Origin of the sequence: Phaeobacter sp. JH20_08, from assembly GCF_048056635.1 — a bacterium.
In the GTDB taxonomy this organism is placed as follows: domain Bacteria; phylum Pseudomonadota; class Alphaproteobacteria; order Rhodobacterales; family Rhodobacteraceae; genus Phaeobacter; species Phaeobacter bryozoorum.
In genome coordinates this window covers 42,383-69,270 of record NZ_JAYMVV010000018.1, presented here as the reverse complement: position 1 = coordinate 69,270, position 26,888 = coordinate 42,383, and the positions used below count along the sequence as shown (strand labels likewise).

Below are 26,888 nucleotides of genomic sequence, written 5' to 3'. Positions count from 1 at the left end.
TAATATATGTAAAAGACACAGCAGGAGGGTCCCCATGAAGCCGATCGTCAAAGCCTTTTTTGATGAACAGACAAATACCGTATCCTATGTGGTGCGGGAGCCGGACGGCAGCGCCTGCGCGCTGATCGATTCCGTGCTGGATTTTGATCATGCCGCAGGGCGCACCGATACCCGGTCCGCTGATGAGATGATTGCCTGGGTCAAGGCCGAAGGGCTGCGGGTGGAATGGATCCTCGAAAGCCACGTTCATGCCGACCACCTGTCGGCAGCGCCCTATCTTCAGGAACAGCTGGGCGGGAAGATTGGCATTGGTGCCAATATCACGCTGGTTCAGGACACTTTCGGCAAGGTGTTCAACGAAGGCACCGAGTTTCAGCGCGACGGCAGCCAATTCGACGCATTGTTCAAACATGGCGATAGTTTTCACATCGGCCAGATGCGCGGCGACGTGCTGCACACACCGGGCCATACCCCGGCCTGCCTCACCTATGTGATTGGCGACGCAGCCTTTGTCGGTGATACGCTGTTCATGCCGGACTTCGGCACCGCCCGCTGCGATTTTCCGGGTGGATCCTCTGAGGCGCTGTTTCAATCCATCCAGAAAATTCTCGCCCTGCCCGATGAGACCCGAATCTTTGTCGGTCACGATTACAAGGCGCCCGGCCGCGACGACTATGCCTGGGAAACCACCGTTGGAGAGCAGAAGGCGCTCAACATCCATATCGGTCAGGGCCGTCCCATCGAGGAATTCGTGGCCATGCGGGATGCCCGCGACGCCACTCTGGCCATGCCCCGGCTGATCCTGCCATCACTGCAGGTCAATATGCGGGCCGGCCGGATGCCAGAACCGGAGGACGACGGCCATGTCTACCTCAAGGTGCCGATCGACAAGCTTTGATCGGGCCTGACACACACTGCGCCGAACTGGGCACAAGCGGCCATAAACAAGGGATATCACGATGAATGCAGATTGGATCTGGGGACTGATTGGCGGTGCGCTGATCGGCACAGGCGGGGCAGTTTATCTGCTTGGCAACGGCCGTATCATGGGCGCCAGCGGCATCCTTGGCGGGCTGATCGACGGCAGCGGGCGCAATACGTCGGGCGAGCGCATCGCGTTCATCGCCGGTGTCATTCTGGTGCCGCTGGTGATCTGGCTGACCGTGGCCGACGCCCCTGACACCCACCTGACCGGCAACACCGTGGTGATCATCGCAGCGGGCCTGCTGGTTGGTCTTGGCACCCGTATCGCCAATGGCTGCACATCCGGCCATGGCGTCTGCGGCATATCGCGGCTGTCGCTGCGCGGGCTGGTGGCAACTCTCATCTACATTCTTGCAGGCGCCGTGACATTGGCCCTGTTTCGTCATCTCTGGGGGCTGATCTAATGCGGGTACTGCTGTCCTTCGTCGCCGGCGGGCTTTTTGGTCTGGGACTGTTTCTGTCAGGGATGACCGACACGCAAAAGGTCCAGGGCTGGCTTGATATCTTTGGCAACTGGGACCCCACGCTGGCCTTCGTAATGGGCGGCGCGATCCTGCCAATGGCAGTGGCCTGGCAACTGACAGACGGACGCCGCCCACTGGTCGGTGGCTCCTTTCCCAGCCTGCCGCGCCAAGAACTGGACAGGCGCCTGGTGATCGGTTCGGTCCTCTTCGGGATGGGCTGGGGGCTTGCCGGTCTCTGCCCCGGACCAGCAATGGCCTCGCTCAGCTATGGTGGGTTTGGAGGCGTCATTTTCCTGGTCTCGATGGGCGTCGGCATGATTGCGGCACCGCCCGTCGTCCAGCGACTGGACCGAACCGCAGCAAGCACGTAAAAGACAGATCCATGGATGCACGCACATTGACCCCCCGCTATTCCGTCTCGCCGCAGATTTCGGTTGAGGACCTGCCACAGCTGGCCGAGGCCGGTTTCACCACGGTGATCTGCAATCGGCCCGATGCCGAGGTACCGCCAAGCCATCAGGCCGAGGCTATCCGCGCCGCCGCTGAGGCGCAGGGGCTTCGGTTTGAGGTGCTTCCCCTGACCCACCAGACCATGACGCCTGAGAATGTTGCGCAGCAACAGGCCTTTATTGAGGCTTCCGAAGGTCCGGTTCTGGCCTATTGTGCCTCGGGCACGCGCTGCTCGGTCATCTGGGCCCTTGGGCAAGCGCCGGTGATGCCGGTGGATGAAATCCTCGCCGCAACCGCGCAGGCGGGCTATCAGCTGGACGGGCTCCGGCCGACTCTGATCGCCGTCGCAACCCAATCCGCCCTTGCCGAAGGCGACAGCTGACGTCGTGGCCAAAGCCCGCAACGCCAGATAAGCTTCGCCATATAAACATATGAAAAATGAAGACAGTGCCGATCGTGCACTGTCTTTTTTGTTTCTGCCGATAGCGGGTGTTCAGCTGAGCTTTCGAAAGGGTCGCATTGCCGCGCACCGTGCGGAGACTGGCAGGACAGCATCAGGCGCGATGGGATTGCGTTGTCGCGGTCAGCCGGTACCGCTGTTCAGCCCGGCCAGATCGGAGATTTCCATCGCGGCGGCGTCGGCGTTGAACTCGCCCAGCCCATCTCCCAGCCCATCTCCCAGCCCATCTCCGAATCCATCACCCAGACCGTCCCCCATGGGCATCGCGCCAAGGTCCGGCAATTCGCCAAGATCCGGCAGATCACCAGACATCGCATCACCAAGACCGTCGCCAAGCCCATCACCGAGGCCATCGCCCATTGGCATTCCGCCGAAATCGCCGCCAAGGTCGCCTCCCAGATCGCCGCCAAGGTCGGCTCCAAGATCACCGCCAAAATCCCCAAGATCGCCGCCCATATCGCCAAGCCCACCCATGCCGCCCATCGGGTCTTGCAACCCGTCGGCCGCGATGGAGAGATCCAGCGTCGGAGGTTCATGGTCGAGCGCAGCGGCATCGCCGCCCATATGAGTTGAGAACGAGCCCTGATCGGCCGCACTATCATTCACAAGTTTGGTCCGGGGATCTGTCAGCCGCACGGCGCGGGCGCCATTCATCTGCCCCAGACGTCCCTGCGCAACGGCTTGGCCGCTGATCGAGATCATTTCCGTCTCATAGAGATAGGCCTGATCCAGCGGCAGAAGATCCCCCTCCTCGAGCGAGGAGAATTCATTTGCGGGGATCTTCATCTTGCAGAGGATCGCGCGCAGCTCTGCACGCATTGACCCCATGTTGCTGCCCAGTGACGGTCCCGCAGCATGGGCTGATTGCCCGGCCTGCCCCAGATCCTCCGGCGTGGGTTCCGGCAGGATCAATGTCAGCCCGCCCTGCATGGCACCGCAGGCCAGATCCAGCGTCAGCTCAATCACCCGGTAATCTTCAGCCTCAAGACCCAGAACGAGGCTGCGCACATCCTCTACCTGCGCGCCGAAACGGTAGCCGGAGAAGATCGCCTCATCCTTTTGCTGGGCCAGCATGGAGACCACCTTGGAAAAGGTGCGCTCAAGAAAATCGGCAACCATGGCCGCGTCTGTCGGGGTGTAATTACGTTCGCTCGGCGCCTTGCCCAGAACCTGCCCCATGGTCTGCTGCTGAATGAGGGCGGTCACGGTTGGCGCGTCCAGTGTCGCGGCACCGATACGCCCGTTCGGCCCGTCCAATACCACCAGCAGATGCTTGTCCGACAGATGCGGTGGCAGATCTTCCGGAACACGGTTGGACTGGCGCGCGGCCAGCACAGCGACCGGCAGATCACACAGATCCGCCGCCGCCCGCGCAATCGAGCGGCGCAACGCCTTCAGGGTCAGGTAGCTGGTAAGCCCGCCTTTGCCTTCTTTGGTGGCGGCCAATTTGCGGGCCAATACGCCGCTGCCACCAGTCGCTGCCGATTCCGATTTCGTTTCAGACATAGGTTGTAAACCTGCCCCTCTCGCACCGCTTTGCCATAGGTCTACCCCAAGAGTGGTTACCAATAACTTTACGATAAACAGTTAAACCGGGTTTTCCCGACGAAGAGGTAAGGAAACCTGAAACGCGCCGCCGACCTCATCCGATAGGTAGGCCACATCACCGCCGAGTCGCTGCATGATCTCGCGACAGATCGCCAAACCAAGACCGGCACCGCCTGCACGTTCTGGGCTAACTCGCGAGAATTTCTCGAAAATCATGGTCCGAAACTCCGCCGGGATTCCCTGCCCATTGTCGATGAAGTCAATGAACAACCAGTCACCGCTCTGCCGCGCCATGATACGCAGCTGCGGCTCTGCCGCGGTGCAGTATTTGTCGGCATTGGCGATCAGATTGATAAACACCTGTGCCAGCCGGTCCAGATCCGATGACAGCCGCATCTCATCCGTCGCCGTATCACGCTGAACTTTCAGCCGCGCGGAACCATCCGCCAGCGCGGTCGCCTCCGCATGATCCAGCACATCGCCGAGCCGCCCGGCGCTGATGTTGAGGCTGACCTGACCGTTTTCCAACACGCTCAGATCCAGCAGATCGTTCAGCAGACGGGTCAGCCGCTGCGCCTCGTCATGGATGATACCAGCATAGCGGCTGTGATCACGGGGTTCGAGGTTCTCAGTGTCGCGCAGGATTTCGGAGAAGGCGCGAATAGAAGTCATCGGCGTACGCAATTCATGGCTCACCTGGCTAAGAAACGCATCCTTCTGCTGCGATAACTGGGTCAGCTTTTCGTTTGTTTCCTGAAGCTTGCGCGCGGTTCTTGACAGCTCTTCAGATTGCGCCTCAAGCCGGTTGGAATACTCGAGGATCTGCGCGGTCTCATCCGCCACAGCCAGCAGATCCTGCACCGACACCGACGATCCCCCCACAATCTGCCCCACCATGGCATGGGCCGCCGCCGCCCCGATCGAGGCGCTGAGTTCGCGTTCCAGCCGCTCCAGAAACGCAGGCGTCGGCTCCGGCAACGGACCACGCCCTCCCTGCCGCGCCAATTCGCTCTGAAAGAACTGCTGGGCCTCGCCCGCGCCCAGAATACGCTGCGACATGATCATCAGATCCTCGCTTTGCGCAACCGAGCCGGTCCAGCCGCGCGGCCCCGACGAATGATCAAACACATGAACAAACTGCGCGCCCTGTAACCGCTCCAAAGGGCTCGGAAAGGTCAGCAATGATCCGATAAGAAACGCCGCCGTGTTCAAGGCCATCGACCAGAGCACCGCATGGACCGTCGGATCAAGGCCCTCGATCCCAAAGAGCGCATGTGGCCGCAGCCAGGATAGGCCCAGCAGCCCCTCGGCCAGCACCCGCGCGGGCAACAGCCCACCGCCAAGCTCCGGCAGCAGCATTGTATAAAGCCAGATCGCAAAGCCGACCGACAGGCCGGCCAGCGCACCGCTGCGCGTGGCGCCGCGCCAGAACAGGCCCCCGACAAGGCTCGGCAGCATCTGGGAGATACCTGTAAAGGAGATCAGTCCGATGGCGGCCAGCGCCGCACCGCCGCCCGATAGCGTGTAATAGAAATACCCCAGCGCCATGATGCCTGCGATGGACAGACGTCGCGACAGCAGCACCACATGCCGCACATCCCCCGAGACCGAGGCGCCCACCTCCTGCCAGCGCAGCCAGATCGGCATCACGATATGGTTCGACACCATCGTCGACAGCGCCATTGCAGCCACAATGGCCATGGATGTTGCCGAGGAAAACCCGCCAAGGAAAGACAGCATCGCCAACCCTTGCTGTCCCTGCGCCAGCGGCAGGGTCAGCACGAACAGATCCGGATTCGACCCGGCCGGCAGCAACTCCAGCCCGATGGCCGCAATCGGCACCACGAAGATCGAGATCAACAGCAGATAAAGTGGAAACGCCCAGGCCGCGACCCGCAGGTGGCGTTCATCCTCATTCTCGACCACCATGACCTGAAACATACGCGGCAGGCAGACAAAGGCGGCGGCAGACAGGAATGTAATGGTGGCCCAGCGACCGCCATCAACCTGCCACTGACCTATGCTGGAGGCGTCAATCCGCACCATCGTCTCACCCACACCACCCGCCACTCCCCAGACCACAAAAATGCCCACCGCCAGCAGGGAGATCAGTTTTACCACGGCCTCAAGCGCGACGGCGGTGACAACACCATGATGGCGTTCGTTGGCGTTGAGATTGCGCGTACCAAACAGAATGGCAAAGGCCGCAAGCCCCGCCGCCACCCAGAACACCGTCTGCGTTTCATTGACACTGCGCAGCGGATCAGCCTCGGCAAAGATCGAGAAAGACAGTGTAATGGACTGCAATTGCAGCGAAATATAGGGGGTCGTACCAATCACCGCCAGAATCGTGACGCCAATCGCCAGAAGGTTCGACTTGCCATAGCGCGCAGACAAGAGGTCAGCGATAGAGGTGATCCGCTGGCTGCGGCCGACCCGTACCAGCTTGCGCAGCCCCCACCACCAGCCGACCATTACCAGCGTCGGGCCGAGGTATATGGTGATAAACTCCAGTCCCGAACGTGCCGCGTAGCCCACGGCGCCATAGAAGGTCCAGGCCGTGCAGTAGATCGACAGCGACAGCGTATAGATCAGCGGAGATCGCATCCAGCGGGCAGCGCGACCGTGGCTGGCATGGCGGTCCGCCGCAAAGGCGACGATGAACAGAAGGGCGACATATCCCAGACAGACCAGCGCCAGAACATTGAGTGACGCCATCAGTCTGCGTCCCCGCCCCGGCGCGGCTCGCCACCCTCTGTCCAATGTTCCGCCCAGCGGCGCACCGCCAGTGCAAAGCCGAAGCTGGCCAGGATCAGCCCCGCCCAAACGACCAGGATATAGATCATTGCCCGCGACAGGGGCATACCCGACACCGTGTCGGGGGCCGGATAGGGATCAGGGTCAGGCCACATCAGCGGAACCGCAAACAGCAGCGCACCGAGCACCGGCAAGAATCGTGCGACATCCATCAGGCGACGGCGGCGGTAGGTCTTGCGCTCGACAAACGGCGCCGCGGTTTCACCCTCGCCTTCGGCCCCGTCGCCACGGATCATCCCTGGCGGGCCTGTTCGGCCAGATCGGCAGCGGCGGCAGCCGCCGCATCAGACAGTTTGGCCCGGTTCTGGGCAGCCTGCGCGTGCAGATCCCGCACAGCGGTCAGCACCTCATTGTTGGAAAACGGTTTGGTCATGAACCGCGTAACTCCGGCCTGTTCGGCCATCTCCCGGTCGCGCAGCTGCCCCCTTGCGGTCAGCATCAGCACCGGCAACCCCGGCAATCGCGCGCTCTCGCGCAGCTCGCGGATGATCTCCAGGCCGCTTTTGCCCGGCAACATCAGATCCAGGATCACCAGATCCGGCTTGGCTGCACAGATCACCTCTACCGCATCACTGCCATCGGCATGGCTGTCCACCTGCCAGCCGTCGCGGGTCAGCAGAAACCGGATTGCTTCGGTGATATTCGGCTCGTCTTCGACCAGAACAACATGCCTGCCCATTGTGTGGATAGTCCTCCCCTACGCCCGAACCTTCGCGGGGTCATTGCCCCCAGGCGCCTCCGTCCCTGGCGCAACAGTAGCGCTGCGCTTGCGCCGCTGTCAAAACTCTTCCTTCAGGATCGACGGCTCGCGCCGCGCCACACAGTCGCGGCGCGAACAGATCCGGCAGCTCGCGCCGACCGGCTGAGCGGTCTCGGCCACGTCACGCTTGGGCAGGATCAGCATCACAGCATGATACAACGGATCGCTGTCGAAATCCGGTCGCTGATGCGGCCAGGAAACCGCCAGACAATCAAACCCGACTGCATTGCGCCCCTGTTGCACCACATCGCGGCGCACGGGTTCCTGCGGCCGCGACAGCGCCGTGTAAAGCGGCCAGAGCGGACAGGAGGCTCCAAAACGCGGCAGGGCGAACCCGGTCACAGGCTTGCGGAACAGGATCGACCCCGAGGCATCGCAGATCACCAGCCCTGCCTCCTGCCCCAGAACTTCAGGAGGCAAGGCCCCAAGCCGCCGCAGCACCGTCGGCAGGTCACAGTCGAACGCACGCGCCAGGGCGACGGGGGCCACGCCATCGCGGGCAAGCCGCTCGGCCAAATCTGTCAGCGGCATCGCCTCGGCATCGGCGCAATATTGCAGCAGCCCGGCGCGGGCAATGGCGGTTCCGGCGGCGCTGACCAGCTCATCGGCCTGCGACAGCAGCGCCTCGATCAGCCCGGGGCGGGCGGCCACATCCGCAACTTCCAGGTCCACGAAGTGGTGCTCATGAGCGGCAAAGAACTGCTCCGCCTCTTCCTGGGGCATCCCCCGCCGTTCGACCGATGTGTTGCTCTCATCAAGAAAATTCACCAGCGCACGGCTGCTCTCGGCCAGACGCCGGGAATCCTCGTTGAGGTTCTTGTGGAACCGATCCCGCCATTCGGCCTCCAGCTCGCCGGTTTCGGCGAGGATCGAGGCCGTCGACCGGATGGCGGCAGCGGTAGACAGCACCTCATGTAGCGAAGCCGCCAGCTGAGGATCATGTGTCAGCCGGTCCGACAACGTCTGGACCGTCCGTTCCAAGCTGGCAATCCGCAGTCGGCCCTGGGCCAGAACCTCGGCCCAGCCGGGAAAGCGGCCCGCAAATTCGTCTACCCGGTCCAGTTCGGCCACAGGTCGGGTGAGATCAGCCGCCGCCTCCCGCAGGGTCGCCAGCAACGCCACCTCTGCCCCTTCGGTCAGCATGGAGGGTTCAACCGCCAGCACCCGTGCAAGATCCACCAGCAGCTTACCGCCGATTCTGCGGCGATTGTGTTCAATCAGGTTCAAATAGGAGGCCGAGATATCGACCAGCCGGGCCAGCTCCGCCTGACGCAGTCCCAACATCAAGCGCCTCTCCCGGATACGGCTTCCTGTCAACGTGTCACGGCCCATGGCAATGCCCCCTCTCAAAAACACGGTGGATCAAGGGTTTTCTGCAACGCAACATAAGTTTCTTTACAAAGAATCCTTAACACCTGTTCATTTCTTTACAGAATAAACCTGCATTTCAAGGGTTTTATTGCGCAATTTTACAAGCCGCGCCCATACTGATTTTGCACGAAAACGTGCGGGCGCCAGCGGAAGTGAGGAGCTGTTGTCGTCATTACACAAATGGGAGGATTACATGTCCAAGACTGACGTATCACGTCGCGGAGTCCTGAAGACCGGCGCCCTGGCAGGTGCCGGCGTTGCGCTTCCGACAATCTTTACCGCATCGTCTGCTGCGGCGTTTACCAACGAACCGACCGGCAGCAGCGTGACGCTGGGCTTCAACGTTCCGCAAACAGGCCCCTATGCCGACGAAGGCGCGGACGAGCTGCGCGCCTACAAGCTGGCGGTCGAACATCTGAATGGCGGCGGCGACGGCGGCATGATGAACACCTTCTCGTCCAAGTCGCTACAGGGCAACGGTATCCTGGGCAAAGAAGTCAAATACGTCACCGGCGACACTCAGACGAAATCTGACGCCGCCCGTGCCTCCGCCAAGTCGATGATCGAAAAGGACGGTGCCGTAATGATCACCGGTGGCTCGTCCTCCGGTGTTGCGATTGCCGTGCAGGGTCTCTGCCAGGAGGCCGGCGTGATCTTCATGGCGGGTCTCACCCACTCCAACGACACCACTGGTAAAGACAAGAAAGCCAACGGCTTCCGTCACTTCTTCAACGGTTACATGTCCGGCGCTGCCCTGGCGCCGGTGCTGAAGAACCTCTACGGCACTGACCGGAACGCCTATCACCTGACGGCGGATTACACCTGGGGCTGGACCCAGGAAGAATCCATCGCCGCCGCCACCGAGGCCCTGGGCTGGAACACCGTGAACAAGGTGCGCACGCCGCTGGCTGCAACCGACTTCTCGTCCTACATCGCCCCGGTTCTGAACTCCGGCGCGGATGTGCTGGTGCTGAACCACTATGGCGGCAACATGGTGAACTCGCTGACCAACGCGGTTCAGTTCGGCCTGCGTGAAAAGGTTGTAAACGGCAAGAACTTCGAGATTGTCGTACCGCTCTATTCGCGTCTGATGGCGAAAGGTGCGGGCGAGAACGTGAAGGGCATCCACGGCTCCACCAACTGGCATTGGTCGCTGCAGGACGAAGGCTCGCAGGCATTCGTACGTTCCTTCGGGTCCAAGTATGGCTTCCCGCCCAGCCAGGCCGCGCATACCGTCTACTGTCAGACCCTGCTGTATGCAGATGCGGTGGAACGCGCGGGTTCGTTCAACCCCTGTGCGGTTGTCGAAGCCCTCGAAGGGTTCGAATTCGACGGTCTGGGCAACGGCAAGACGCTCTATCGCGCCGAAGACCACCAGTGCTTCAAGGACGTTCTGGTTGTGCGCGGCAAGGAAAACCCGACCTCGGAGTTCGACCTGCTTGAAGTGGTCGAAGTGACCCCGGCAGCGCAGGTAACTTACCCGCCGGATCACCCGATGTTTGCAGGCGGTGCCCTGGGCACCTGCAACAGCGGCGCCTGATCGCGATAACCGGGGCGGGCACTCTCAACGGTGCCCGTCCCGTCACTCTCCCGGCTTGACCCTGCCCGACATGTCTAGACGACAGGACCAGCGCCAGCGGCGCTGAACAGCCGACTTATGCCAATTCCAGACGGACCAACCGAAGGTGGGGACAATGGACGCAATCCTATTGCAAATCTTGAACGGGCTCGACAAGGGCTCGGCCTATGCGCTGATCGCGCTGGGTCTGACACTCATCTTTGGCACGCTCGGCGTGGTGAACTTTGCCCATGGGGCGCTGTTCATGATCGGCGCGTTCTGTGCGGTCACCGTGCAACGCGTCCTGAGCCTCAGCTTTGAAACCGTGGATGAAACCCAGAAGGATTTTCTGGGCAATCCGCTCAAGGTGAAAACCCCTTATGTGGAGAGTTGGTTCGGCCCCGAGGTGGGCGGTGCCATCGTCGACTGGGCCGTGCCGTTGGCGATCCTATTTGCCATCCCGATCATGATTACGGTTGGCTATGTGATGGAACGCGGGCTGATCAAGCATTTCTACAAGCGCCCCCATGCGGATCAGATTCTGGTGACCTTTGGCCTCGCCATCGTGTTGCAGGAGGTGGTGAAATATTTCTACGGCGCCAACCCGATCCAGACGCCTGCGCCCGATGCGCTGAACGGCGTGATCAATCTGGGTGCGATCATCGGCCTCGACATCATCTATCCGGTCTGGCGCGTGGTCTATTTCGGCTTTGCCCTTGTGATCATCGGCGGCATCTTCTCCTTCCTGCAGTTTACCACATTCGGCATGGTGGTGCGCGCCGGTATGGCCGACCGTGAAACCGTCGGGCTGCTGGGGATCAATATCGACCGCCGCTTTACCATCATGTTCGGCATCGCTGCCGCCGTCGCGGGACTGGCCGGCGTTATGTACACACCGATCAACTCCCCCAACTACCACATGGGTATGGATTTCCTGGTGCTGAGCTTTGTGGTGGTGGTTGTCGGAGGTATGGGATCGCTGCCCGGCGCCGTGCTTGCAGGGTTCCTTCTTGGCGTGCTCGAAAGCTTCGCCTCGATGAATGAAATCAAATCCCTGATCCCCGGTATCGACCAGATCATCATCTATGTGGTCGCAATCATCATTCTGCTCACCCGCCCTCGAGGCCTGATGGGCCGCAAAGGTGTGATGGAGGACTAAGCACATGTTCGCACTCAACAAAAAAGACAAGACGCTGCTGCTGGTCGTTGCCATCCTGACCCTGTTTGCACCGTTCATCCTGAACCCCTTCCCGACGGGCAGCGCCCTGGCGCAGTTCAACGCGGGCTACCCGGACCTGATGCAGCGGTTTGTAATCTTCGGGATCTTTGCCATCGGCTTCAACATTCTCTTTGGCCTCACCGGCTACCTGTCCTTTGGTCATGCCGCCTTCCTTGGTGTGGGATCCTATTCAGCGGTCTGGATGTTCAAGCTGCTCAGCATGAACGTGGTTCCGGCCATCGTGCTGTCGGTGATCGTCGCGGGTCTGTTTGCACTGGTGATCGGCTATGTCAGCCTGCGCCGCTCCGGCATCTACTTCTCGATCCTGACGCTGGCATTCGCGCAGATGTCCTTCAATCTGGCCTATTCGGTGCTGACCCCAATCACCAATGGCGAGACCGGCCTGCAGCTGACGCTGGATGACCCGCGCATTCTGGGCGTGTCGGCGACCGCTGATGGCTCGATCCCGGTGACCAGCCTCTTTGGCCTGGAGATGCGCTCGACCTTCGAGATGGTCGTGGGTCCGTGGGCCTTCCAGTTCAACGCGGGCTACTACCTCTGCGCACTGATCCTGCTGGCCGCATTCTACCTGTCGATCCGTATCTTCCGCTCGCCCTTTGGTCTGATGCTGAAGGCGGTGAAATCGAACCAGCAGCGGATGAACTACACCGGCCTGAACACGCGGCCCTACACGCTGGCTGCCTTTGTGATCTCGGGCATGTATGCCGGTCTGGCTGGCGGCCTGATGGCCTCAATGGACCCGCTGGCAGGCGCCGAACGGATGCAGTGGACCGCCTCTGGTGAAGTGGTTCTGATGACAATCCTCGGCGGAGCAGGCACCCTGATCGGGCCGGTTCTGGGCGCAGGGTTCATCAAATACTTCGAGAACATCTTCTCCAAGATCAACGACAACGTCCTGCACAGCTGGTTCAGCTTCATGCCCGACGGGATCGAGGATGCGATGGTCTTCATCGTCCACCCCTTCATCGGCAAGGGCTGGCACCTGACGCTGGGCATCCTGTTCATGCTGGTTGTGATCTTCCTGCCCGGTGGCCTGGTCGAAGGCGGACAGAAGCTGCGCGGCTGGATCCAGGGGCGCAAACACGAAAAAGACAGCCCCTCGGGCAAAACTGAACCTGCGGAATAAGGAGCAAGACCAATGGGTATCCTTGAAGTCAAAAACGTAGGCAAACGGTTCGGCGGCCTTCAGGCGCTGTCAGAGGTGAACCTCAGCGTGCGCGAAAACACGGTCCATGCCATCATCGGCCCCAATGGTGCAGGCAAATCGACCCTTCTGAACTGCCTGGTGGGCAAACTGATCCCGGATACAGGGTCGGTGATGTTTGACGGCAAATCCGTTCTGGGCCGCGCGCCTTATGAGATCAACCAGATGGGCATTTCCCGCGTTTTCCAGACGCCAGAGATCTTTGGCGACCTCTCGGTGCTGGAGAACATGATGATCCCCTGCTTTGCCAAACGCGACGGCGCCTTTGAGATGAATGCGATCAGCGCCGTCTCCAGCCAGCGCGACATTCTGGAAAAGGCAGAGCATATGCTGGAGGAGATGAACATGGCCGACAAACGGCACATGAACGCGGCCTCCATGTCACGCGGGGATAAGCGACGGCTTGAGATTGGCATGTGTCTGTCACAAGAACCGCGCCTCCTGTTGCTGGACGAACCCACAGCGGGCATGGCGCGGGCCGATACCAACAACACCATTGATCTGCTGAAACAGATCAAGTCCGAGCGCGACATCACCATCGCGATCATCGAACACGACATGCACGTCGTATTCTCGCTGGCGGACCGGATCACCGTGCTGGCGCAGGGTAAACCGCTGGTGGAGGATGATCCGCAAAACATCAAAGGCAACCCGAAGGTGCGCGAAGCCTACCTCGGCGAGTCGGCGTAAGGAGATCACAGATGAACGTCAAACCCGACTTTTCCAAACACGCCAACCACGCCACCACGGCCCCGGCCTTTCTCTCGGTCTGGGACATGCACGCCTATTACGGCGAGAGCTACATCGTTCAGGGCATTTCCTTCAATGTGCATGAAGGCGAGATCCTGGCGCTTCTGGGTCGCAACGGCGCTGGCAAGACTTCGACCCTGCGTTCCATCGCGCGCACGGGTTCACCGATGGTGACCAAGGGCGAAATCTGGCTTGATCATCAGCCGCTGCACACGATGTCCTCGCATGAGGCTTCGGCGGCGGGCCTGGGTCTGGTGCCGGAAGATCGCCGCATCATCCCCGGCCTGACGGTTGAGGAAAACCTGCAGCTGGCCCAGATTGCCCCGCCCATCGGCTGGTCGATCGAACGTCTATATGAGCTGTTCCCGCGTCTTGGCGAGCGGCGCAAGCAAGAGGGCGTGACCCTCTCCGGTGGGGAACAGCAGATGCTGGCCATCGCCCGCGCGCTGGCCCGTGACATCAAGGTGCTGCTGCTCGACGAACCCTATGAAGGTCTGGCCCCTGTGATCGTCGATGAGATCGAAAAGACCCTCATCCACATCAAACAGCAGGGCATCACCACCGTCATCGTCGAACAGAACGCAGTGCGCGCCCTGGAACTGGCCGACCGCGCGGTGATCCTCGACACCGGAGGCATCGTCTTTGATGGCTCAGCGGCCGAGGTTCTGGAAAACGAGGAACTGCGCGCCGAATATCTGGCCATCTGATCCAAACACTCCCCGTCGGGTCGGTACGAATGGCCGACCTTGGCACCTTGGGGCTGATGCCAGTGCATCAGCCCTTTTTTTGGTGCCGCATCCGCGCGGAATCCCGGACAATGAAGGCCTGCCACCACGAGACAGATCGGCACTGGCCCCTATCGGGCGGAATTCGCTTTGCTTTGCACAATAACAGCGGTTATCTGCCCGCATGACCGATCTCGCCTTTGAATTTGCCCCGGTGGGGCTGGCTTTGCTTGACAAACGGGTGATCCAGCGCTGCAACCGGCAGTTTGCCGAAACCTTTGGCGGCGCCAGCGCCAGTTATGTCGGCCTGCCCATCGCCGAGCTTTACCCCAGTCAGGAAGACTTCCAGCGGATTGGAGATCGGCTGCAACAGGCGGATGCGCAATCCGGCCACTATAACGACGAACGGATCATGCGCCGTCGCAACGGCGATCTGTTCTGGTGCCGGGTGCGCGGGCGGTCGCTGACACCGGAGCAGCATTTTCGCAGCGGTGTCTGGAGCTTTGCCGATATTTCAGACGACCGACCGGTGGTCAGCCTCACCCCGCGCGAGCGGGATGTGGCGATCCTTACCTGCCGCGGGCTGTCGGCCAAGGAAATCGGTGCGGAACTGAACCTTTCGTATCGCACGATAGAAACCCATCGCGCCCATCTCCTGGTCAAATTCTCCGCCCGCAAGCTGCCGGAACTGGTGGCAAAACTGACCGGAATGCCGCTCTGAGCTCTGATCTGCGCGACGAGATTGCAAATCCTGCCAATGGCGCTCATGTTAGCGGCTATCTTGTCAGCGCTTTCCTTGTGGTAAAGCATACCCTATAAGCGCCTTCAATTCTTATGCCCGTAGGGATCTGCGGGCCTGTCGGAACCGGCTGAGGACAACAATGACAAATAAGACCCACGAAGCAGACGTATCCTTCATCAAAGCGCTGGCGGAACTGCTGCGCGACAATGATCTGACCGAATTGCAGGTCAAACGTGACTACGGCGAAGACGACAGCCTGAACGTGCGCGTATCGCGCCAGACCATGGCCGCGGCCCCTGTACAGGCTTATGCCACACCGGCCCCGGTGGCCGCGGTAGCTGCCCCGGCGGCCGCCGCCCCTGCCGCGGCACCCGCCGCCGCAGAGGATCCCGCCAGCCACCCCGGCGCCGTTCCCTCGCCGATGGTCGGGACCGTCTACACCCAGCCCGAACCGGGCGCGCCTACCTTTGTAAAAGTTGGCGATCAGGTGGCCGAGGGCGATACCCTCTTGATCGTCGAAGCCATGAAGACCATGAACCACATCCCGGCCCCGAAGGCCGGCACCATCAAGCGTATCCTCGTCGAAGACGGCGCAGCGGTCGAATTCGGAACGCCGCTGGTCATCATCGAGTAAGGGTCCAACATGTTTGATAAGATCCTGATTGCCAACCGAGGTGAGATCGCGCTGCGCGTGATCCGCGCCTGCCGGGAAATGGGCATCAAGTCGGTTGCCGTGCATTCCACCGCTGACGCGGATGCGATGCATGTTCGCATGGCCGACGAATCCGTCTGTATCGGACCGCCGTCCGGCACCCACAGCTACCTGTCGATCCCCGCCATCATCTCCGCCTGCGAGATCACCGGTGCTCAGGCGATCCATCCCGGCTATGGCTTCCTGTCGGAGAATGCCAATTTCGTTCAGATCGTCGAAGACCACGGGCTGACCTTTATCGGCCCCACCGCGGAACATATCCGCGTCATGGGCGACAAGATCACCGCAAAGGACACCATGAAGGATCTGGGCGTGCCCTGCGTGCCCGGCTCCGATGGTGGTGTACCGGATCTGGAAACTGCCAAGAAAATTGGCGAGGACATCGGCTATCCGGTGATCATCAAGGCCACCGCCGGCGGTGGCGGACGTGGCATGAAGGTAGCCAAGACCGCCGCCGACATGGAACAGGCCTTCATGACTGCCCGCGCCGAAGGCAAAGCCGCCTTTGGCAACGATGAGGTCTATATCGAGAAATACCTGACCACACCGCGCCACATCGAGATCCAGGTCTTTGGCGACGGCAAGGGCAATGCCGTTCATCTGGGCGAGCGCGACTGTTCGCTGCAGCGGCGCCACCAGAAGGTTTTCGAAGAGGCTCCCGGCCCCTGCATTACCCCAGAGGAACGCGCGCGGATCGGCAAGACCTGTGCGGATGCTGTTGCAAAGATCAATTACATTGGCGCTGGCACCATCGAGTTCCTCTATGAAAACGGTGAATTCTACTTCATCGAGATGAACACCCGCCTGCAGGTGGAACACCCGGTCACCGAGAGCATTTTCGGTGTCGATCTGGTGCGCGAGCAGATCCGGGTCGCCGAAGGCCTGCCGATGTCGTTCACACAGGACGATCTGGAGATCAACGGTCACTCGATCGAGGTGCGGATCAACGCCGAGAAACTGCCGAACTTCTCGCCCTGTCCGGGCAAGATCACCCAGTATCACGCCCCCGGCGGGCTGGGTGTGCGGATGGATTCGGCGCTTTACGACGGCTATTCGATCCCGCCCTACTACGACAGCCTGATTGGCAAGCTGATCGTGCATGGCCGCGACCGGCCAGAGGCCTTGGCACGTCTCAGCCGTGCCCTGGGAGAGCTGATCGTGGATGGTGTCGACACCACCGTTCCACTGTTCCACGCGCTGCTCGAAGAGAAGGATATCCACACCGGGCAGTACAATATTCATTGGCTGGAAAAATGGCTGGAAACCAATCTCGGTAACGCCTGATCATTTGGGGCGGCCTTGCGGGGGCCGCCTTTTTTCTTTCCCGCTGCCCGATTTTTACCCCTGCCCTTTGCCTTGTATCATCGCGTTTTCCATTTTCCCGAACCCACGATCCCGTTTTAGACTAGCCTTATGACCCTCACGCCAGAACTGCTGCTTCACGCCTATTCCGTCGGCGTTTTTCCCATGGCCGAGAGCCGGGACGACCCCGACGTTTTCTGGGTAGATCCGAAGCGGCGCGGCGTGTTCCCGATCGGTGGATTTCATCTGTCGCGCTCGCTGGCCAAAACCCTGCGAAAGGGGGGGCATGAAATTGCCGTGAACCGGGATTTTGCCGCAGTGCTTGACGGCTGTGCCGATCGCGCCGAGACATGGATCAACCCAGAAATCCGCGCCCGCTACATTGATCTGCACCAGCAGGGCAACGCCCATTCGCTTGAGGTTTATCACGCAGGTGAGCTGACAGGCGGCGTCTATGGGGTTGTGCTGGGCGGTGCGTTCTTCGGTGAGAGCATGTTCTCCCGGCGCCGGGACGCGTCAAAGATCGCATTGGCCTATCTGATGGATCGGCTGCAACAGACGGGTTTCACCCTCTGTGATACGCAGTTCCTGACGCCGCATCTCGCCTCTCTCGGCGCGGTCGAGATCAGCCGGGCGCGCTATCGCCGCCAATTGCGGGAGGCGCTGGATATTGACGCGGATTTTACCGCCGCCCCCCTGCCCACGCCTCAGGCGTTGGTGCAGCGCATCACCCAGATATCATAGCGGCTGTGATCCAGCGCGTTCAAAGCCGGGCTTGACGCGATCATCCAGCCGTCAAAATAAACCGTGGCATCATTGGGATTGCGCACCGTCACATAGGCATAGGCATCGCCGGTTGGGTTGTCGGCAGGAAAGCGGCATTCCTGCAGGCTAACGATCACGCCAAATATCTCAGCGCTGCCGCCCACCGGAATTTCCAGATCCTGCGTCTGACCATTGACCTTGTCGAGGCCGCGCAGAACGGCGGAGGTGCCATTTTCAGCAGCCCCCTGCGCGCAAGCGACACCCGTGGCTGTCACAAGTGCAAAAAGCGCCGCAATCAGACGCATCAGCCTTCGTCTCCGCTGCCTGCAACAAATTTCACCAGAAGCGAGATCAGGCTGACCGCGCCCTGAGTGTCCTCCACCGCGTCCCCCGCCTCAAAGGCAAAGGGCGATCCGCCGGGCATCACCTCAACGAAGTTGCCGCCAAGCAGGCCTTCGGAAGAAATCACCACCGCGCTGTCGTCGGGGATCTCGATCCCTTCCTTGACGGAGAACCGGGTATCGGCACGAAAGGTCTGCGGGTTCAGTTCAACACCGGTGACCGTGCCGATCTTGACACCGGCAAGACGGACATCGGTGCCGACGCTCACCCCTTCCAGAGACCGGAACGAGGCGTTCAGCTCATAAGCAGAGCCCGCGCGCGACAGACCGGCAGCCTGACCGGCATAGACGGCAAATCCGATGGCAGCGGCCAGAACCAGCCCACCTGCCAAAACCTCGGTAGTGTTATGCGACATGCTGTTTCAGCCCCTGCCTTTGGATGGGTCGACACCTGTGCCAACCGGCCAGCGCCGCTGGCGACGCTGTTGTCTCGATCAGATGTGACCGATGCTTATTCCGGCGACCATGCTTCATAGTCGCTGCGTTCCTTGGGAGCTCCGGCTGCGCGGATCGACCCGGCCGGTGCATAGGCCAGCATGGTGCCGGTCAGGTTTTCCTGATGCGGCTTTTCCCAGGGTTTATGCGCCAGAGGTTTTTCGGACGGCACTTCGTCAAACGTGCGGTGCAACCAGCCATGCCAATCGGCCCCGATGCGCGAGGCCTCAACCTCGCCGTTGAACATCACCCAGCGCTTGCTGTCGTCGGCATTGCGATAATACACGTTGCCCTGATCGTCCTCACCCACCTTGGTGCCCTTACGGGCGGTGAAGATACGCGTATTCAGGGTCGAGCCGTTCCACCAGGTCACAGCCCGCAAGAGAGAGTTCAGGATTCCCATCGGTTCCTCCGAAAATTTCGCTTCTGATATGGCGCAATTTACCGCCAAGGTCCAGACACGCTGCACCCGCCCATGGGGATTGTCGCAAAACTTCTCGGGCATTTGCACAATCGGGCCATAATTGCCGCCTAAGATGCGCGTGAATTCTTAACATCCGATAGCGAGGCCGCCCGTGCGCTTCATCCTTTCTCTGGTCGCAACCCTTATTGTCGCCGTTACTGTGCTGGACCTGATGCAGGTGACCAGCCTGATGATCCACGGCGACCGTGCCCAGCAGGGGCCAAAGACGATCCGCCTGGCCGAACCGGATGAAGGAGATTGGCAGCAGATGACAATGAAAACGCTGGACGCGGCGAAATCCATGCTGGGCCTGAATGCAGAACCAGAGAAAAGCGAGTTGCAGAAGCTGATGGAGCGGCGCCGCAAGGAAACCGCCCCTATGCGTAGTTTCGAGTTCTAGCCCGCAGTCGGCCCAGGCCAGAGTTCCCCTTAGGCCGACGCCAGGGCCGTTACCTCGATCTCGATCCGAAACTTGGGATCAATCAGCCCGCATTCGATCATCGTGGCAGCTGGCGGGTTATCGCCAAAGGTCTGCGCCAACAGCGGCCAGCAGGGCTCGAACTCAGCGCGATCGGGCAGGTAGTAGTTCACCCGTACCACATCGGCAAAACTGCTGCCCGCCTGCTCAAGCGCGGCCCCAATGATATTAAGCGCTGACTGGCACTGCGCGACCACGTCGTCCCCCTGTCCCACGGTGCCTGCCACATGCACAAAGCCGCCCGCAACCACGGCGCGGCAATAGCCGATCTTGGCCTCAAATTCGCCTCCGGAGGAAATGCGTTTGATCATGTTCTCTGTCTCTTTCTTACCGAAAATCACATGGAAAAGCGGCGCAAGGTTACCCTCACGCCGCCTTTCAATCATCTCAGCTCTGCCATTGGCATCGCTACAAAGCTCAACCAGCTGTCGCCGACTCTTTTTCGGCGTCGGCGTGGATCATCAGCGGTTGTGCGTCCGAGTTCACAGCCTCTTCGTTCACGACCACTTTCTCGACGCTGTCCATTCCCGGCAGCTCAAACATGGTGTCGAGCAGGATATCCTCCAGAATGGAGCGCAGACCACGGGCGCCGGTTTTGCGTTCGATCGCTTTCTTCGCAATCGCACTCAGCGCTTCCTCGGTAAAGTCCAGCTCGGTATCTTCCAGCTCGAACAGGCGCTGATACTGTTTGACCAGAGCATTCTTCGGCTTGGTCAGAATGGTGATCAGCGCGTCCTCATCCAGATCTTCCAGTGTTGCCAGAACCGGCAGACGGCCGACGAATTCCGGGATCAGGCCGAATTTCAGCAGGTCTTCAGGTTCAAGCTTCTTGAAGGTTTCACCGACACCCGCATCGCTGTCATCACGCACATCCGCGCCAAAGCCCATGGCCGAGCCCTTGCCGCGCTGTTTGATGATCTTGTCGAGACCGGCGAAGGCGCCACCGCAGATGAACAGGATATTGGTGGTGTCCACCTGCAGGAATTCCTGCTGCGGATGCTTGCGCCCGCCCTGCGGCGGCACGCTGGCCACGGTACCTTCCATCAGCTTCAGCAGCGCCTGCTGCACCCCCTCGCCCGACACGTCGCGGGTGATCGAAGGGTTTTCCGACTTGCGGGTGATCTTGTCGACCTCGTCGATGTAGACGATGCCGCGCTGCGCACGTTCGACGTTGTATTCCGACGCCTGCAACAGCTTGAGAATGATATTCTCGACATCCTCGCCCACATAACCGGCTTCGGTCAGCGTGGTCGCATCCGCCATGGTGAAGGGCACATCCAGAATACGCGCCAGCGTCTGCGCCAGCAGCGTCTTGCCGCAGCCGGTTGGGCCGATCAGCAAAATGTTGGATTTTGACAATTCGATGTCCGAACCCGCCTTCTGAGCGTGATTCAGGCGCTTGTAGTGGTTGTGCACCGCAACAGACAGCACCCGCTTGGCCATTGCCTGACCGATCACATAATCGTCAAGGACCTCGCAGATGTCCTTCGGCGTCGGAACGCCGTCGGTGGACTTCAGCCCGGAGGCCTTCGTCTCTTCGCGGATGATGTCCATGCACAGTTCGACGCATTCGTCGCAGATGAACACGGTTGGGCCCGCAATAAGCTTGCGTACCTCATGCTGGCTCTTGCCGCAGAAGCTGCAATAAAGCGTGTTCTTACTGTCGCCGCTTGAGTTCGTTGCCATGGTCTACCTTTCCGTCCAGGGCGTGCATGCGCCTCCTGCGCCACCCGTAATATTGGCAGCTTATGCCACAGGCACAGCAGCCACAATCGCAAAGTGTGCCCCGATGACGACGGGGCACACCTGCCAGCTCACACCGCTGATCAGCTGTCCTCGTCGTCCAGCTTGCTGCGGTTTTCGACGATTTCGTCGATCAATCCGAATTCCTTCGCCTCTTCGGGAGACATGAAATTATCCCGCTCCAGCGCGTTCACGATCTTGTCGTATTCCTGGCCGGTGTGCTTGACGTAGATTTCGTTCAGGCGCTTCTTCAGCTTCAGGGTTTCCTCGGCGTGGATCATGATATCCGTCGCCTGCCCTTGGAAGCCACCGGAGGGCTGATGCACCATGACGCGGCTGTTGGGCAGCGAGAACCGCATCCCCGCCTCACCCGCCGTCAGCAGCAGCGAGCCCATGGAGGCCGCCTGGCCGATCACCAGTGTCGAAACCTTCGGCTTGATGTATTGCATGGTGTCATAGATCGACAGACCCGAGGTCACAACGCCGCCGGGGCTGTTGATATACATCGAGATCTCTTTCGACGGGTTCTCCGCCTCAAGGTGCAGCAGCTGGGCCACGATCAGGGAGCTCATGCCGTCGTGAACCGGACCATTAAGGAAAATGATCCGCTCCTTCAGCAGGCGCGAAAAGATATCATAGGCGCGTTCACCGCGGCTGGTCTGTTCCACCACCATCGGCACCAGCGTGTTCATGTATGTTTCTCTTGGATCGACCATATTGACCTGCCTGCTTTGAATTGTATCGGCATCATAGCCGACTGAGTATTACCCGAGTCTTAGTGCCGCCACATTTGGGCTGCAAGGGGCGGCGATTGTTTTTGCGCTGGCCTGTGCCCTGCACCCGAATGCGGCCTCGGTGGCGCAAACAGTCAGGTCCGCGTCGAAAACCATCGCCCCGCCGTCGCAAAAGGTGGGATGCAGGCCGCAGATCGGGGTTAACTAGCAAAGATCACAGACCCAACCGAAACCGGTGTGTTACAGGTTCCCGAAATGATCGATGACTATTTTGTGCAAAAAGGGGCGTCGGCCAATCTGACGATCCCCTTTGACGGTGAGCCGCAGGATTTCTATTTTCTGCTGCTGCCGAAGGCGACGATGCTGCCCATCGCGGCCGCCGTCGAGCCGTTGCGCATTGCCAATCAGGTCACCAATACGCAGCTCTATCGCTGGTATGTGATGACACCGGATGGCGAACCGATCCGCTGCTCAAACGGGATGACCATCACGCCGGACCTGCCAATGGGTCCGCTCCCGGGGGATGCTCTGGCTTTTGTCTGCTCGGGCGTGGAACCGCAGAATGCCGCCAGTGAAGCGGTGTTGAACTGGCTGCGGCGCGAACGCCGCTTTGGCCGCTCGATCGGCGGCATCTGCACCGGGGCCTTTGCTCTGGCGCAGGCTGGGCTACTGGGCGAGCATCGGTTCACCCTGCACTGGGAGAACCAGCCCGGTTTTGTCGAGAGATATCCGGACCTGCTCCCATCGCCCCGGATCTTTGAAATCAGCGATACTCTGATGACATGCGGCGGCGGCAATGCAGCCACAGATATGATGCTGAACCTGATCGAGGAACGCCATGGCAAGCAGCTGGCGATCATTGTTGCCGATATGTGCCTGCATGTGCGTACCGGCGGGCAGAGCACACCGCAGAAGTCCAATTACGCGGTCGCAATCGGCAGCCGCAACCAACGGCTGCTGAACGCGCTTCAGCTGATGCAGGAATCAATTGAGGAGCCGCTCTCCATCGGCGAGCTCTGTGATCGGCTGGATATCTCGCGTCGTCAGCTGGAGCGGCTGTTTGCGCGCTATCTCGACCAGAGCCCGATGCATGTCTACTTCGACATGCGGCTCAGCCATGCCTTTGCGCTGATGAACGAGACCTCGATGTCAGTGACCGAGATCGCGCTAGCCTCGGGCTTCAACAGCGCCACGCATTTCTCGCGCCAGTTCAAACGCAAGTTCGGCGCCAGCCCGCATTTTTTCCGTAAGGGGTGGAACTGAGCCGCAGCAGCCGCCGACAGCAGCAGTCTCCCCCCGTTGCGGATGAGCAGGCCGTGTCCTCAGCCGTCGATCTTGCGCCCCATGATGGCCAGCGACTGCTGGTAGACGGTCGCCGCATTCCATTCCTTCAGCACGCGGTAATTCGGCTCCCCCTGTTGGTAGCCACGCCCGGGTTTCCAGCCTTTCTTGCGCAGGAAATGGGCGGTTGAGGCCAGCGCATCCCCCATGTTGTAGAAATCCACCCGCCCGTTGCCATCCCAGTCCACACCGTAGTTGAGCGCATTCCCCGGCAGGAACTGGGTGTGCCCCAGTTCGCCGTGTTTGGCGCCTTTGGTCGCGCCGGTAATGGCGCCCTGATCCACCAGTTTCAGCGCACCAATGGCATGGGGTTTGAAGAAATCGGAGCGGCGGCAGTCGTAGGTCAGCGTCACGATGGCCGAGACCACCTGACTGTCACCCATGTAATTGCCAAACGCAGTTTCCATACCGTGAATCGCAATCAGGATCCCGGCCGGAACCCCGAACTTGCGTTCCAATGCGGCAAAGAACTCCGCATTGCGTGCCTTGCGCTTGCGGCCTTGAGCGATGATCGTATTGGCGCCGCGGATCTGCATGAATTTCTCAAGAGAATAGCGAAAGCTCTTCTGGTTGCGATCTGCGGCGATGGTGCGGCTGGCGTAGCTGGTATTGGCCAGCGCGTTCAGCCCGGCCTGGCGGACACCGGCGCGTTGCGCCTCCTGGGCGAAATCGCGTTTCCAGGTCTCAAACCCGGCAGAGGTATTGCCGCAGGATGCCGCCATCGCGGCAAGGGGAAGGCCAGAGGCCAGTATCGCGGCGGCTGCGATGGCTGACAGTCGACGGCTGAGCAGCAGCGGCGCTCGACGATGAGTGGCGGCGGCATCTGAGGTGAAGGGGCGAAACAACTGGAACATCTTAAAAAACCTGAATCCGAAGCTTATGGGCTGAACCTTCAGTCTAGCTGAAATCTGCGTCGAGACCAGCCATCAGATCACCCCGGCGCAAGCCTATGTCCGGCGTCAGTTCGCGGCCTCAGGCAAACGCGCTGCCCGCAGCCAGCGCCAGACCATCGGCGACAGCTGTCATCGCGTTCTCCGAATATAGCTCAGCGCGCGGACAGAGCTGCTGCATCTGCGTCTGCACCGCCGCAAGCAGGGCTGAACCCCCGACCAGAACCACCCGCGTGACCTGATCACCGCGCAGATCCGCCCGACGAAGGGTCTCGCGGGCGCAGGCGGTGATCTCGTCGATATCGCTCGCCAGGCTCTGCTCAAGCGTCTGCGTGTCCAGGGGCACCGACAGCCCCGGTTCCAGAACCTTCAGATCAATCACCGCGCGGCGGCGATCTGGGTGATTGACCGCGATTTTGCCCCGCTCAACGGCAAAGGCCAGATCGTGCCCCAGCTCATCTTCCAACACGGAGACAAGCCGTGCCAGTTTTTCAGGTTCTTCGGCATTGCGCGCCAGATCCTGCGCGGCGCGGCGACTGTCGGCAGCATAGAGGAAAGGGATCATCTGCCAGGTCGCCAGATCGTTGAACAGCCGGTTGGGTGCAGGCAGGCTGCCGCCGCCAAAACTGTTGCGAATGGCACTGCCGCGCCCCAACAGCGGCATCACGTGATCAATGCTCAGCTGCCGGTCGAAATCGGTCCCGCCAAGACGCACGCCATGCGAGGCCAGAATACGCGCAGCCCCATCCCGTGACTGCTCAAAGGCTGTGAAGTCCGAGGTGCCGCCGCCGATATCAACGATCAGGCCGATGCCGGGCTTGGGCAGTGCCGAGCGCAGGGCCGCTTCGGGTTCCAGCATGAAACGGACCTCCTCAAACCCTGCGGCCAGATAGCAGGCGCGCAGGTCCACTTCGGCCTGGGCATCGCGGGCTGCATCCTTGCTGTGAAACAGCACCGGACGGCCTGACAGCGCATGGCTGAACGACTGGCCGGTTGCCGCCTCTGCCCGGGTCTTCAGCTCGGCCAGAAAACGGGCCACGATAGTGACAAAATCGACCAGCTCACCATTCAGACGACGCTTTTCATACATCAGCGGCGTGCCGAGAAGGCTTTTCAAGGCACGCATGAAGCGGCCTTCGTCCCCATTGATCAACGCGCGGGTGGCTGGCCGCCCGATAATCATCTTGCGACGATCAGGATCAAAGAAAACGGCGGTTGGCAGCGTGGTTTCCCCCGGCTCGATCTCCACCAGCCAGGGTCGTCCGTTGACCGCAACACCGGCTGCCGAGTTGGAGGTGCCAAAGTCGATTCCAAGGGTGTTGGGAGTGGGCATGTCTGGCACCTGTCGCTGAGAAAGAACCGGCGTGAGTATCTGAAGACGTTGTGCAAAACAAGTGTTCAGACAGCGGCGGAACGACACAACTCTGGCGGAACGCAAACCACCCCCGCGATAGCCATAGCGGAGGTGGTGGGAGGCAGGCACCGCCTGACGCCTGCACTGAGGAGTGCTGGCGGGATCAGTCGGCGGTTGCGGCCTTCAGATAAGCGATCACCGCTTCGATATCGGCGTCTTTCTTCAGCCCGGCAAAGGACATCTTGGTCCCTTTCATGTATTTCTTCGGATTTGCGAGAAAGGCCGCAAGCGCGGCCTCATCCCAGACCAGCCCATTTTCTGCCGCCGCTAGCAGCGCCTTGGAATAGCGAAACCCATCAACATGGGCGGCTGGCGCGCCGATGATTCCGTTCAGGATCGGACCGGTTTTCGATTTCGCGCCCGCGCCGATCTGGTGGCAGGATTTGCATTTGCGAAAGGTCTTCTCGCCCTTTGCGACCAGCTCAGGGTCTGGGCCGATGTCTGGGGTAGCCTCTGGGGCGACGGCCTCTTTGACGGACGCGCTGTCTGCCTCTGCGGCGGGCACGGCCGGTTCGGCTGCGGTGTCCGCTTGTGTCTCAGCGGCATCGGTTTCGTCCGGCGTCACATCCAGCACCATGGCGCGCATGGTAATCTCGACGCTGTCCTTGCAGCTCTCCATGCAGGGTGAAGCGGTCCAGAAGTGTTTTTCCGCTTCCAGCCGGTCATCCAGAATGAAGCCATCCGCATTGGGCAGCTGCACCCCGGCAAAGGTTTCGTCCGACAGCACAAACTCATCATCGACCAGGTCGTTGGAATAGAGGATATAGGCGACAATCGCATAGACCTCATCCGGGGTCAGAGATTGTGCGTCGCCAAAGGGCATGGAACGGTTCACGTAATCCCACGTGGTCGAGAGATACGGCCAGTAGCTGCCGACAGTTTTCAGCGGATCGTCATGGTCGAGCGTGCCCTGCCCGCCCGCGAGCTTGGGCCAATTGCCCACACCCTCGGCGAAATCGCCGTGGCAGACCGCGCATTTTTCGGCAAAGACCTCCTCGCCGGCGAAGACATCGCCCGAGCCTTCGGGCAGCCCGGTGCCATCGGGAGAGACATCGAGATCCCAGGCCGCGATTTCCTCCGGCAAGGCCGGGCGACCGAGGCCGAATTTTTCCGCTGCGGCTGGCGTCGCGACCATGG

Annotated in this window: 29 protein-coding genes; 15 read left to right on the top strand and 14 right to left on the bottom strand. The window is 60.7% G+C overall.

All coding sequences use genetic code 11. From position 1 onward, the window contains the following. Positions 1 to 34 precede the first annotated feature (34 nt). The 4 genes from VWY75_RS15885 (at position 35) to VWY75_RS15870 (ending at position 2,280) form a co-directional block, all read left to right on the top strand. Positions 35 to 898 (top strand): MBL fold metallo-hydrolase, encoded by an 864-nt coding sequence (locus VWY75_RS15885; RefSeq protein WP_416536162.1) that lies wholly within the window; start codon positions 35 to 37, stop codon positions 896 to 898. 61 nt (positions 899 to 959) lie between these two features. Next, positions 960 to 1,388: a YeeE/YedE family protein gene (locus tag VWY75_RS15880; protein ID WP_416538640.1), complete on the top strand. Its 429-nt coding sequence runs from the start codon at positions 960 to 962 to the stop codon at positions 1,386 to 1,388. Beyond that, on the top strand, positions 1,388 to 1,819 hold the full coding sequence (locus VWY75_RS15875; RefSeq protein ID WP_416538639.1) for a DUF6691 family protein: 432 nt from the start codon (positions 1,388 to 1,390) through the stop codon (positions 1,817 to 1,819). Before VWY75_RS15880 ends, VWY75_RS15875 begins: the two co-directional genes overlap by 1 nt. 11 nt (positions 1,820 to 1,830) lie before the next feature. After that, positions 1,831 to 2,280 carry a TIGR01244 family sulfur transferase gene (locus tag VWY75_RS15870; RefSeq protein WP_416536168.1) on the top strand — a complete coding sequence of 150 codons (450 nt, stop codon included), beginning with the start codon at positions 1,831 to 1,833 and terminating at the stop codon, positions 2,278 to 2,280. 201 nt (positions 2,281 to 2,481) lie between these two features. On the opposite strand, the gene VWY75_RS15865 is transcribed toward VWY75_RS15870, so the two are convergent. The 5 genes from VWY75_RS15865 to VWY75_RS15845 all read right to left on the bottom strand — a co-directional run bounded on the left by VWY75_RS15865 (position 2,482) and on the right by VWY75_RS15845 (position 8,815). Then, positions 2,482 to 3,864 (bottom strand): FliM/FliN family flagellar motor C-terminal domain-containing protein, encoded by a 1,383-nt coding sequence (locus VWY75_RS15865; RefSeq protein WP_416538638.1) that lies wholly within the window; start codon positions 3,862 to 3,864, stop codon positions 2,482 to 2,484. Positions 3,865 to 3,945: 81 nt separating this feature from the next. Continuing rightward, positions 3,946 to 6,624, bottom strand: coding sequence for an ATP-binding protein (locus VWY75_RS15860; RefSeq protein WP_416538637.1), 2,679 nt, complete (start codon positions 6,622 to 6,624; stop codon positions 3,946 to 3,948). Continuing rightward, a complete protein-coding gene (locus tag VWY75_RS15855) occupies positions 6,624 to 6,959 on the bottom strand; it encodes a hypothetical protein (protein WP_416536172.1) in 336 nt (111 codons plus the stop codon). Before VWY75_RS15855 ends, VWY75_RS15860 begins: the two co-directional genes overlap by 1 nt. Continuing rightward, a complete protein-coding gene (locus VWY75_RS15850; protein ID WP_340545327.1) occupies positions 6,956 to 7,402 on the bottom strand; it encodes a response regulator transcription factor in 447 nt (148 codons plus the stop codon). The genes VWY75_RS15855 and VWY75_RS15850 overlap by 4 nt, the downstream gene beginning before the upstream one ends. 99 nt (positions 7,403 to 7,501) lie before the next feature. Beyond that, entirely contained in the window at positions 7,502 to 8,815 is a 1,314-nt protein-coding gene (locus VWY75_RS15845; protein ID WP_416538636.1) for a short-chain fatty acyl-CoA regulator family protein, read from the bottom strand. A 232-nt stretch (positions 8,816 to 9,047) separates the two neighbouring features. On the opposite strand from VWY75_RS15845, the gene VWY75_RS15840 reads away from it, so the two are divergent. The 9 genes from VWY75_RS15840 to aat all read left to right on the top strand — a co-directional run bounded on the left by VWY75_RS15840 (position 9,048) and on the right by aat (position 17,831). After that, on the top strand, positions 9,048 to 10,394 hold the full coding sequence (locus tag VWY75_RS15840; RefSeq protein WP_340545325.1) for a substrate-binding protein: 1,347 nt from the start codon (positions 9,048 to 9,050) through the stop codon (positions 10,392 to 10,394). Positions 10,395 to 10,548: 154 nt separating this feature from the next. Then, positions 10,549 to 11,571 carry a branched-chain amino acid ABC transporter permease gene (locus tag VWY75_RS15835; RefSeq protein WP_340545324.1) on the top strand — a complete coding sequence of 341 codons (1,023 nt, stop codon included), beginning with the start codon at positions 10,549 to 10,551 and terminating at the stop codon, positions 11,569 to 11,571. Between the two features lie 4 nt (positions 11,572 to 11,575). Then, positions 11,576 to 12,778 (top strand): branched-chain amino acid ABC transporter permease, encoded by a 1,203-nt coding sequence (locus VWY75_RS15830; RefSeq protein ID WP_416536174.1) that lies wholly within the window; start codon positions 11,576 to 11,578, stop codon positions 12,776 to 12,778. Between the two features lie 12 nt (positions 12,779 to 12,790). Next, positions 12,791 to 13,546, top strand: coding sequence for an ABC transporter ATP-binding protein (locus tag VWY75_RS15825; RefSeq protein ID WP_340545322.1), 756 nt, complete (start codon positions 12,791 to 12,793; stop codon positions 13,544 to 13,546). 11 nt (positions 13,547 to 13,557) lie between these two features. Beyond that, on the top strand, positions 13,558 to 14,313 hold the full coding sequence (locus tag VWY75_RS15820; protein WP_340545321.1) for an ABC transporter ATP-binding protein: 756 nt from the start codon (positions 13,558 to 13,560) through the stop codon (positions 14,311 to 14,313). Positions 14,314 to 14,515: 202 nt separating this feature from the next. After that, positions 14,516 to 15,052, top strand: a complete 537-nt coding sequence (locus tag VWY75_RS15815) for a PAS and helix-turn-helix domain-containing protein (protein ID WP_340545320.1) — start codon at positions 14,516 to 14,518, stop codon at positions 15,050 to 15,052. Positions 15,053 to 15,212: 160 nt separating this feature from the next. After that, positions 15,213 to 15,707, top strand: a complete 495-nt coding sequence (gene accB, locus VWY75_RS15810) for an acetyl-CoA carboxylase biotin carboxyl carrier protein (RefSeq protein WP_416538635.1) — start codon at positions 15,213 to 15,215, stop codon at positions 15,705 to 15,707. Positions 15,708 to 15,716: 9 nt separating this feature from the next. Beyond that, positions 15,717 to 17,069 carry an acetyl-CoA carboxylase biotin carboxylase subunit gene (gene accC / locus VWY75_RS15805; RefSeq protein WP_340545318.1) on the top strand — a complete coding sequence of 451 codons (1,353 nt, stop codon included), beginning with the start codon at positions 15,717 to 15,719 and terminating at the stop codon, positions 17,067 to 17,069. A gap of 129 nt (positions 17,070 to 17,198) precedes the next feature. Beyond that, entirely contained in the window at positions 17,199 to 17,831 is a 633-nt protein-coding gene (gene aat / locus VWY75_RS15800) for a leucyl/phenylalanyl-tRNA--protein transferase (RefSeq protein WP_416536180.1), read from the top strand. Here aat and VWY75_RS15795 read toward each other — a convergent pair. From VWY75_RS15795 to VWY75_RS15785, 3 genes are all read right to left on the bottom strand, one after another. Continuing rightward, on the bottom strand, positions 17,795 to 18,157 hold the full coding sequence (locus VWY75_RS15795; protein WP_416538634.1) for a DUF2155 domain-containing protein: 363 nt from the start codon (positions 18,155 to 18,157) through the stop codon (positions 17,795 to 17,797). The two genes, aat and VWY75_RS15795, sit on opposite strands and share 37 nt — an antisense overlap. Beyond that, complete coding sequence (mlaD, locus tag VWY75_RS15790) at positions 18,157 to 18,609, bottom strand: outer membrane lipid asymmetry maintenance protein MlaD (RefSeq protein WP_340545315.1); 453 nt, start codon at positions 18,607 to 18,609, stop codon at positions 18,157 to 18,159. Before mlaD ends, VWY75_RS15795 begins: the two co-directional genes overlap by 1 nt. Positions 18,610 to 18,704: 95 nt before the next feature. Beyond that, entirely contained in the window at positions 18,705 to 19,091 is a 387-nt protein-coding gene (locus VWY75_RS15785) for an NADH:ubiquinone oxidoreductase subunit NDUFA12 (RefSeq protein ID WP_340545314.1), read from the bottom strand. Between the two features lie 172 nt (positions 19,092 to 19,263). On the opposite strand from VWY75_RS15785, the gene VWY75_RS15780 reads away from it, so the two are divergent. Further along, the gene (locus VWY75_RS15780) at positions 19,264 to 19,551 is read left to right on the top strand and encodes a hypothetical protein (protein WP_416536184.1); all 288 of its coding nucleotides are present in this window, start codon (positions 19,264 to 19,266) and stop codon (positions 19,549 to 19,551) included. A gap of 29 nt (positions 19,552 to 19,580) precedes the next feature. Here the strand turns inward: VWY75_RS15780 and VWY75_RS15775 are convergent, their stop codons facing one another. The 3 genes from VWY75_RS15775 to VWY75_RS15765 all read right to left on the bottom strand — a co-directional run bounded on the left by VWY75_RS15775 (position 19,581) and on the right by VWY75_RS15765 (position 22,088). After that, a complete protein-coding gene (locus VWY75_RS15775; protein ID WP_340545312.1) occupies positions 19,581 to 19,940 on the bottom strand; it encodes a RidA family protein in 360 nt (119 codons plus the stop codon). Between the two features lie 106 nt (positions 19,941 to 20,046). After that, the gene (clpX, locus tag VWY75_RS15770; protein WP_340545311.1) at positions 20,047 to 21,315 is read right to left on the bottom strand and encodes an ATP-dependent Clp protease ATP-binding subunit ClpX; all 1,269 of its coding nucleotides are present in this window, start codon (positions 21,313 to 21,315) and stop codon (positions 20,047 to 20,049) included. Positions 21,316 to 21,455: 140 nt separating this feature from the next. Continuing rightward, on the bottom strand, positions 21,456 to 22,088 hold the full coding sequence (locus VWY75_RS15765; RefSeq protein ID WP_340545310.1) for an ATP-dependent Clp protease proteolytic subunit: 633 nt from the start codon (positions 22,086 to 22,088) through the stop codon (positions 21,456 to 21,458). A 273-nt stretch (positions 22,089 to 22,361) separates the two neighbouring features. Here VWY75_RS15765 and VWY75_RS15760 point away from each other — a divergent pair, with 273 nt between their 5' ends. Beyond that, on the top strand, positions 22,362 to 23,369 hold the full coding sequence (locus VWY75_RS15760; protein WP_416538633.1) for a GlxA family transcriptional regulator: 1,008 nt from the start codon (positions 22,362 to 22,364) through the stop codon (positions 23,367 to 23,369). Positions 23,370 to 23,428: 59 nt separating this feature from the next. Here the strand turns inward: VWY75_RS15760 and VWY75_RS15755 are convergent, their stop codons facing one another. The 3 genes from VWY75_RS15755 to VWY75_RS15745 form a co-directional block, all read right to left on the bottom strand. Beyond that, a complete protein-coding gene (locus VWY75_RS15755) occupies positions 23,429 to 24,238 on the bottom strand; it encodes a lytic murein transglycosylase (RefSeq protein WP_416536306.1) in 810 nt (269 codons plus the stop codon). Positions 24,239 to 24,419: 181 nt separating this feature from the next. Beyond that, positions 24,420 to 25,670: an Hsp70 family protein gene (locus tag VWY75_RS15750; RefSeq protein ID WP_416538632.1), complete on the bottom strand. Its 1,251-nt coding sequence runs from the start codon at positions 25,668 to 25,670 to the stop codon at positions 24,420 to 24,422. 184 nt (positions 25,671 to 25,854) lie between these two features. Continuing rightward, positions 25,855 to 26,886, bottom strand: a complete 1,032-nt coding sequence (locus VWY75_RS15745; protein ID WP_416539155.1) for a c-type cytochrome — start codon at positions 26,884 to 26,886, stop codon at positions 25,855 to 25,857. Positions 26,887 to 26,888: the final 2 nt, after the last annotated feature.

Coding starts and splice junctions, on each gene's coding strand:
- VWY75_RS15885 (WP_416536162.1), top strand. CDS start 35: ATGAAGCCGATCGTCAAAGCCTTTTTTGATGAACAGACAAATACCGTA.
- VWY75_RS15880 (WP_416538640.1), top strand. CDS start 960: ATGAATGCAGATTGGATCTGGGGACTGATTGGCGGTGCGCTGATCGGC.
- VWY75_RS15875 (WP_416538639.1), top strand. CDS start 1,388: ATGCGGGTACTGCTGTCCTTCGTCGCCGGCGGGCTTTTTGGTCTGGGA.
- VWY75_RS15870 (WP_416536168.1), top strand. CDS start 1,831: ATGGATGCACGCACATTGACCCCCCGCTATTCCGTCTCGCCGCAGATT.
- VWY75_RS15865 (WP_416538638.1), bottom strand. CDS start 3,864: ATGTCTGAAACGAAATCGGAATCGGCAGCGACTGGTGGCAGCGGCGTA.
- VWY75_RS15860 (WP_416538637.1), bottom strand. CDS start 6,624: ATGGCGTCACTCAATGTTCTGGCGCTGGTCTGTCTGGGATATGTCGCC.
- VWY75_RS15855 (WP_416536172.1), bottom strand. CDS start 6,959: ATGATCCGTGGCGACGGGGCCGAAGGCGAGGGTGAAACCGCGGCGCCG.
- VWY75_RS15850 (WP_340545327.1), bottom strand. CDS start 7,402: ATGGGCAGGCATGTTGTTCTGGTCGAAGACGAGCCGAATATCACCGAA.
- VWY75_RS15845 (WP_416538636.1), bottom strand. CDS start 8,815: ATGGGCCGTGACACGTTGACAGGAAGCCGTATCCGGGAGAGGCGCTTG.
- VWY75_RS15840 (WP_340545325.1), top strand. CDS start 9,048: ATGTCCAAGACTGACGTATCACGTCGCGGAGTCCTGAAGACCGGCGCC.
- VWY75_RS15835 (WP_340545324.1), top strand. CDS start 10,549: ATGGACGCAATCCTATTGCAAATCTTGAACGGGCTCGACAAGGGCTCG.
- VWY75_RS15830 (WP_416536174.1), top strand. CDS start 11,576: ATGTTCGCACTCAACAAAAAAGACAAGACGCTGCTGCTGGTCGTTGCC.
- VWY75_RS15825 (WP_340545322.1), top strand. CDS start 12,791: ATGGGTATCCTTGAAGTCAAAAACGTAGGCAAACGGTTCGGCGGCCTT.
- VWY75_RS15820 (WP_340545321.1), top strand. CDS start 13,558: ATGAACGTCAAACCCGACTTTTCCAAACACGCCAACCACGCCACCACG.
- VWY75_RS15815 (WP_340545320.1), top strand. CDS start 14,516: ATGACCGATCTCGCCTTTGAATTTGCCCCGGTGGGGCTGGCTTTGCTT.
- accB (WP_416538635.1), top strand. CDS start 15,213: ATGACAAATAAGACCCACGAAGCAGACGTATCCTTCATCAAAGCGCTG.
- accC (WP_340545318.1), top strand. CDS start 15,717: ATGTTTGATAAGATCCTGATTGCCAACCGAGGTGAGATCGCGCTGCGC.
- aat (WP_416536180.1), top strand. CDS start 17,199: ATGACCCTCACGCCAGAACTGCTGCTTCACGCCTATTCCGTCGGCGTT.
- VWY75_RS15795 (WP_416538634.1), bottom strand. CDS start 18,157: ATGCGTCTGATTGCGGCGCTTTTTGCACTTGTGACAGCCACGGGTGTC.
- mlaD (WP_340545315.1), bottom strand. CDS start 18,609: ATGTCGCATAACACTACCGAGGTTTTGGCAGGTGGGCTGGTTCTGGCC.
- VWY75_RS15785 (WP_340545314.1), bottom strand. CDS start 19,091: ATGGGAATCCTGAACTCTCTCTTGCGGGCTGTGACCTGGTGGAACGGC.
- VWY75_RS15775 (WP_340545312.1), bottom strand. CDS start 19,940: ATGATCAAACGCATTTCCTCCGGAGGCGAATTTGAGGCCAAGATCGGC.
- clpX (WP_340545311.1), bottom strand. CDS start 21,315: ATGGCAACGAACTCAAGCGGCGACAGTAAGAACACGCTTTATTGCAGC.
- VWY75_RS15765 (WP_340545310.1), bottom strand. CDS start 22,088: ATGGTCGATCCAAGAGAAACATACATGAACACGCTGGTGCCGATGGTG.
- VWY75_RS15760 (WP_416538633.1), top strand. CDS start 22,362: ATGATCGATGACTATTTTGTGCAAAAAGGGGCGTCGGCCAATCTGACG.
- VWY75_RS15750 (WP_416538632.1), bottom strand. CDS start 25,670: ATGCCCACTCCCAACACCCTTGGAATCGACTTTGGCACCTCCAACTCG.
- VWY75_RS15745 (WP_416539155.1), bottom strand. CDS start 26,886: ATGGTCGCGACGCCAGCCGCAGCGGAAAAATTCGGCCTCGGTCGCCCG.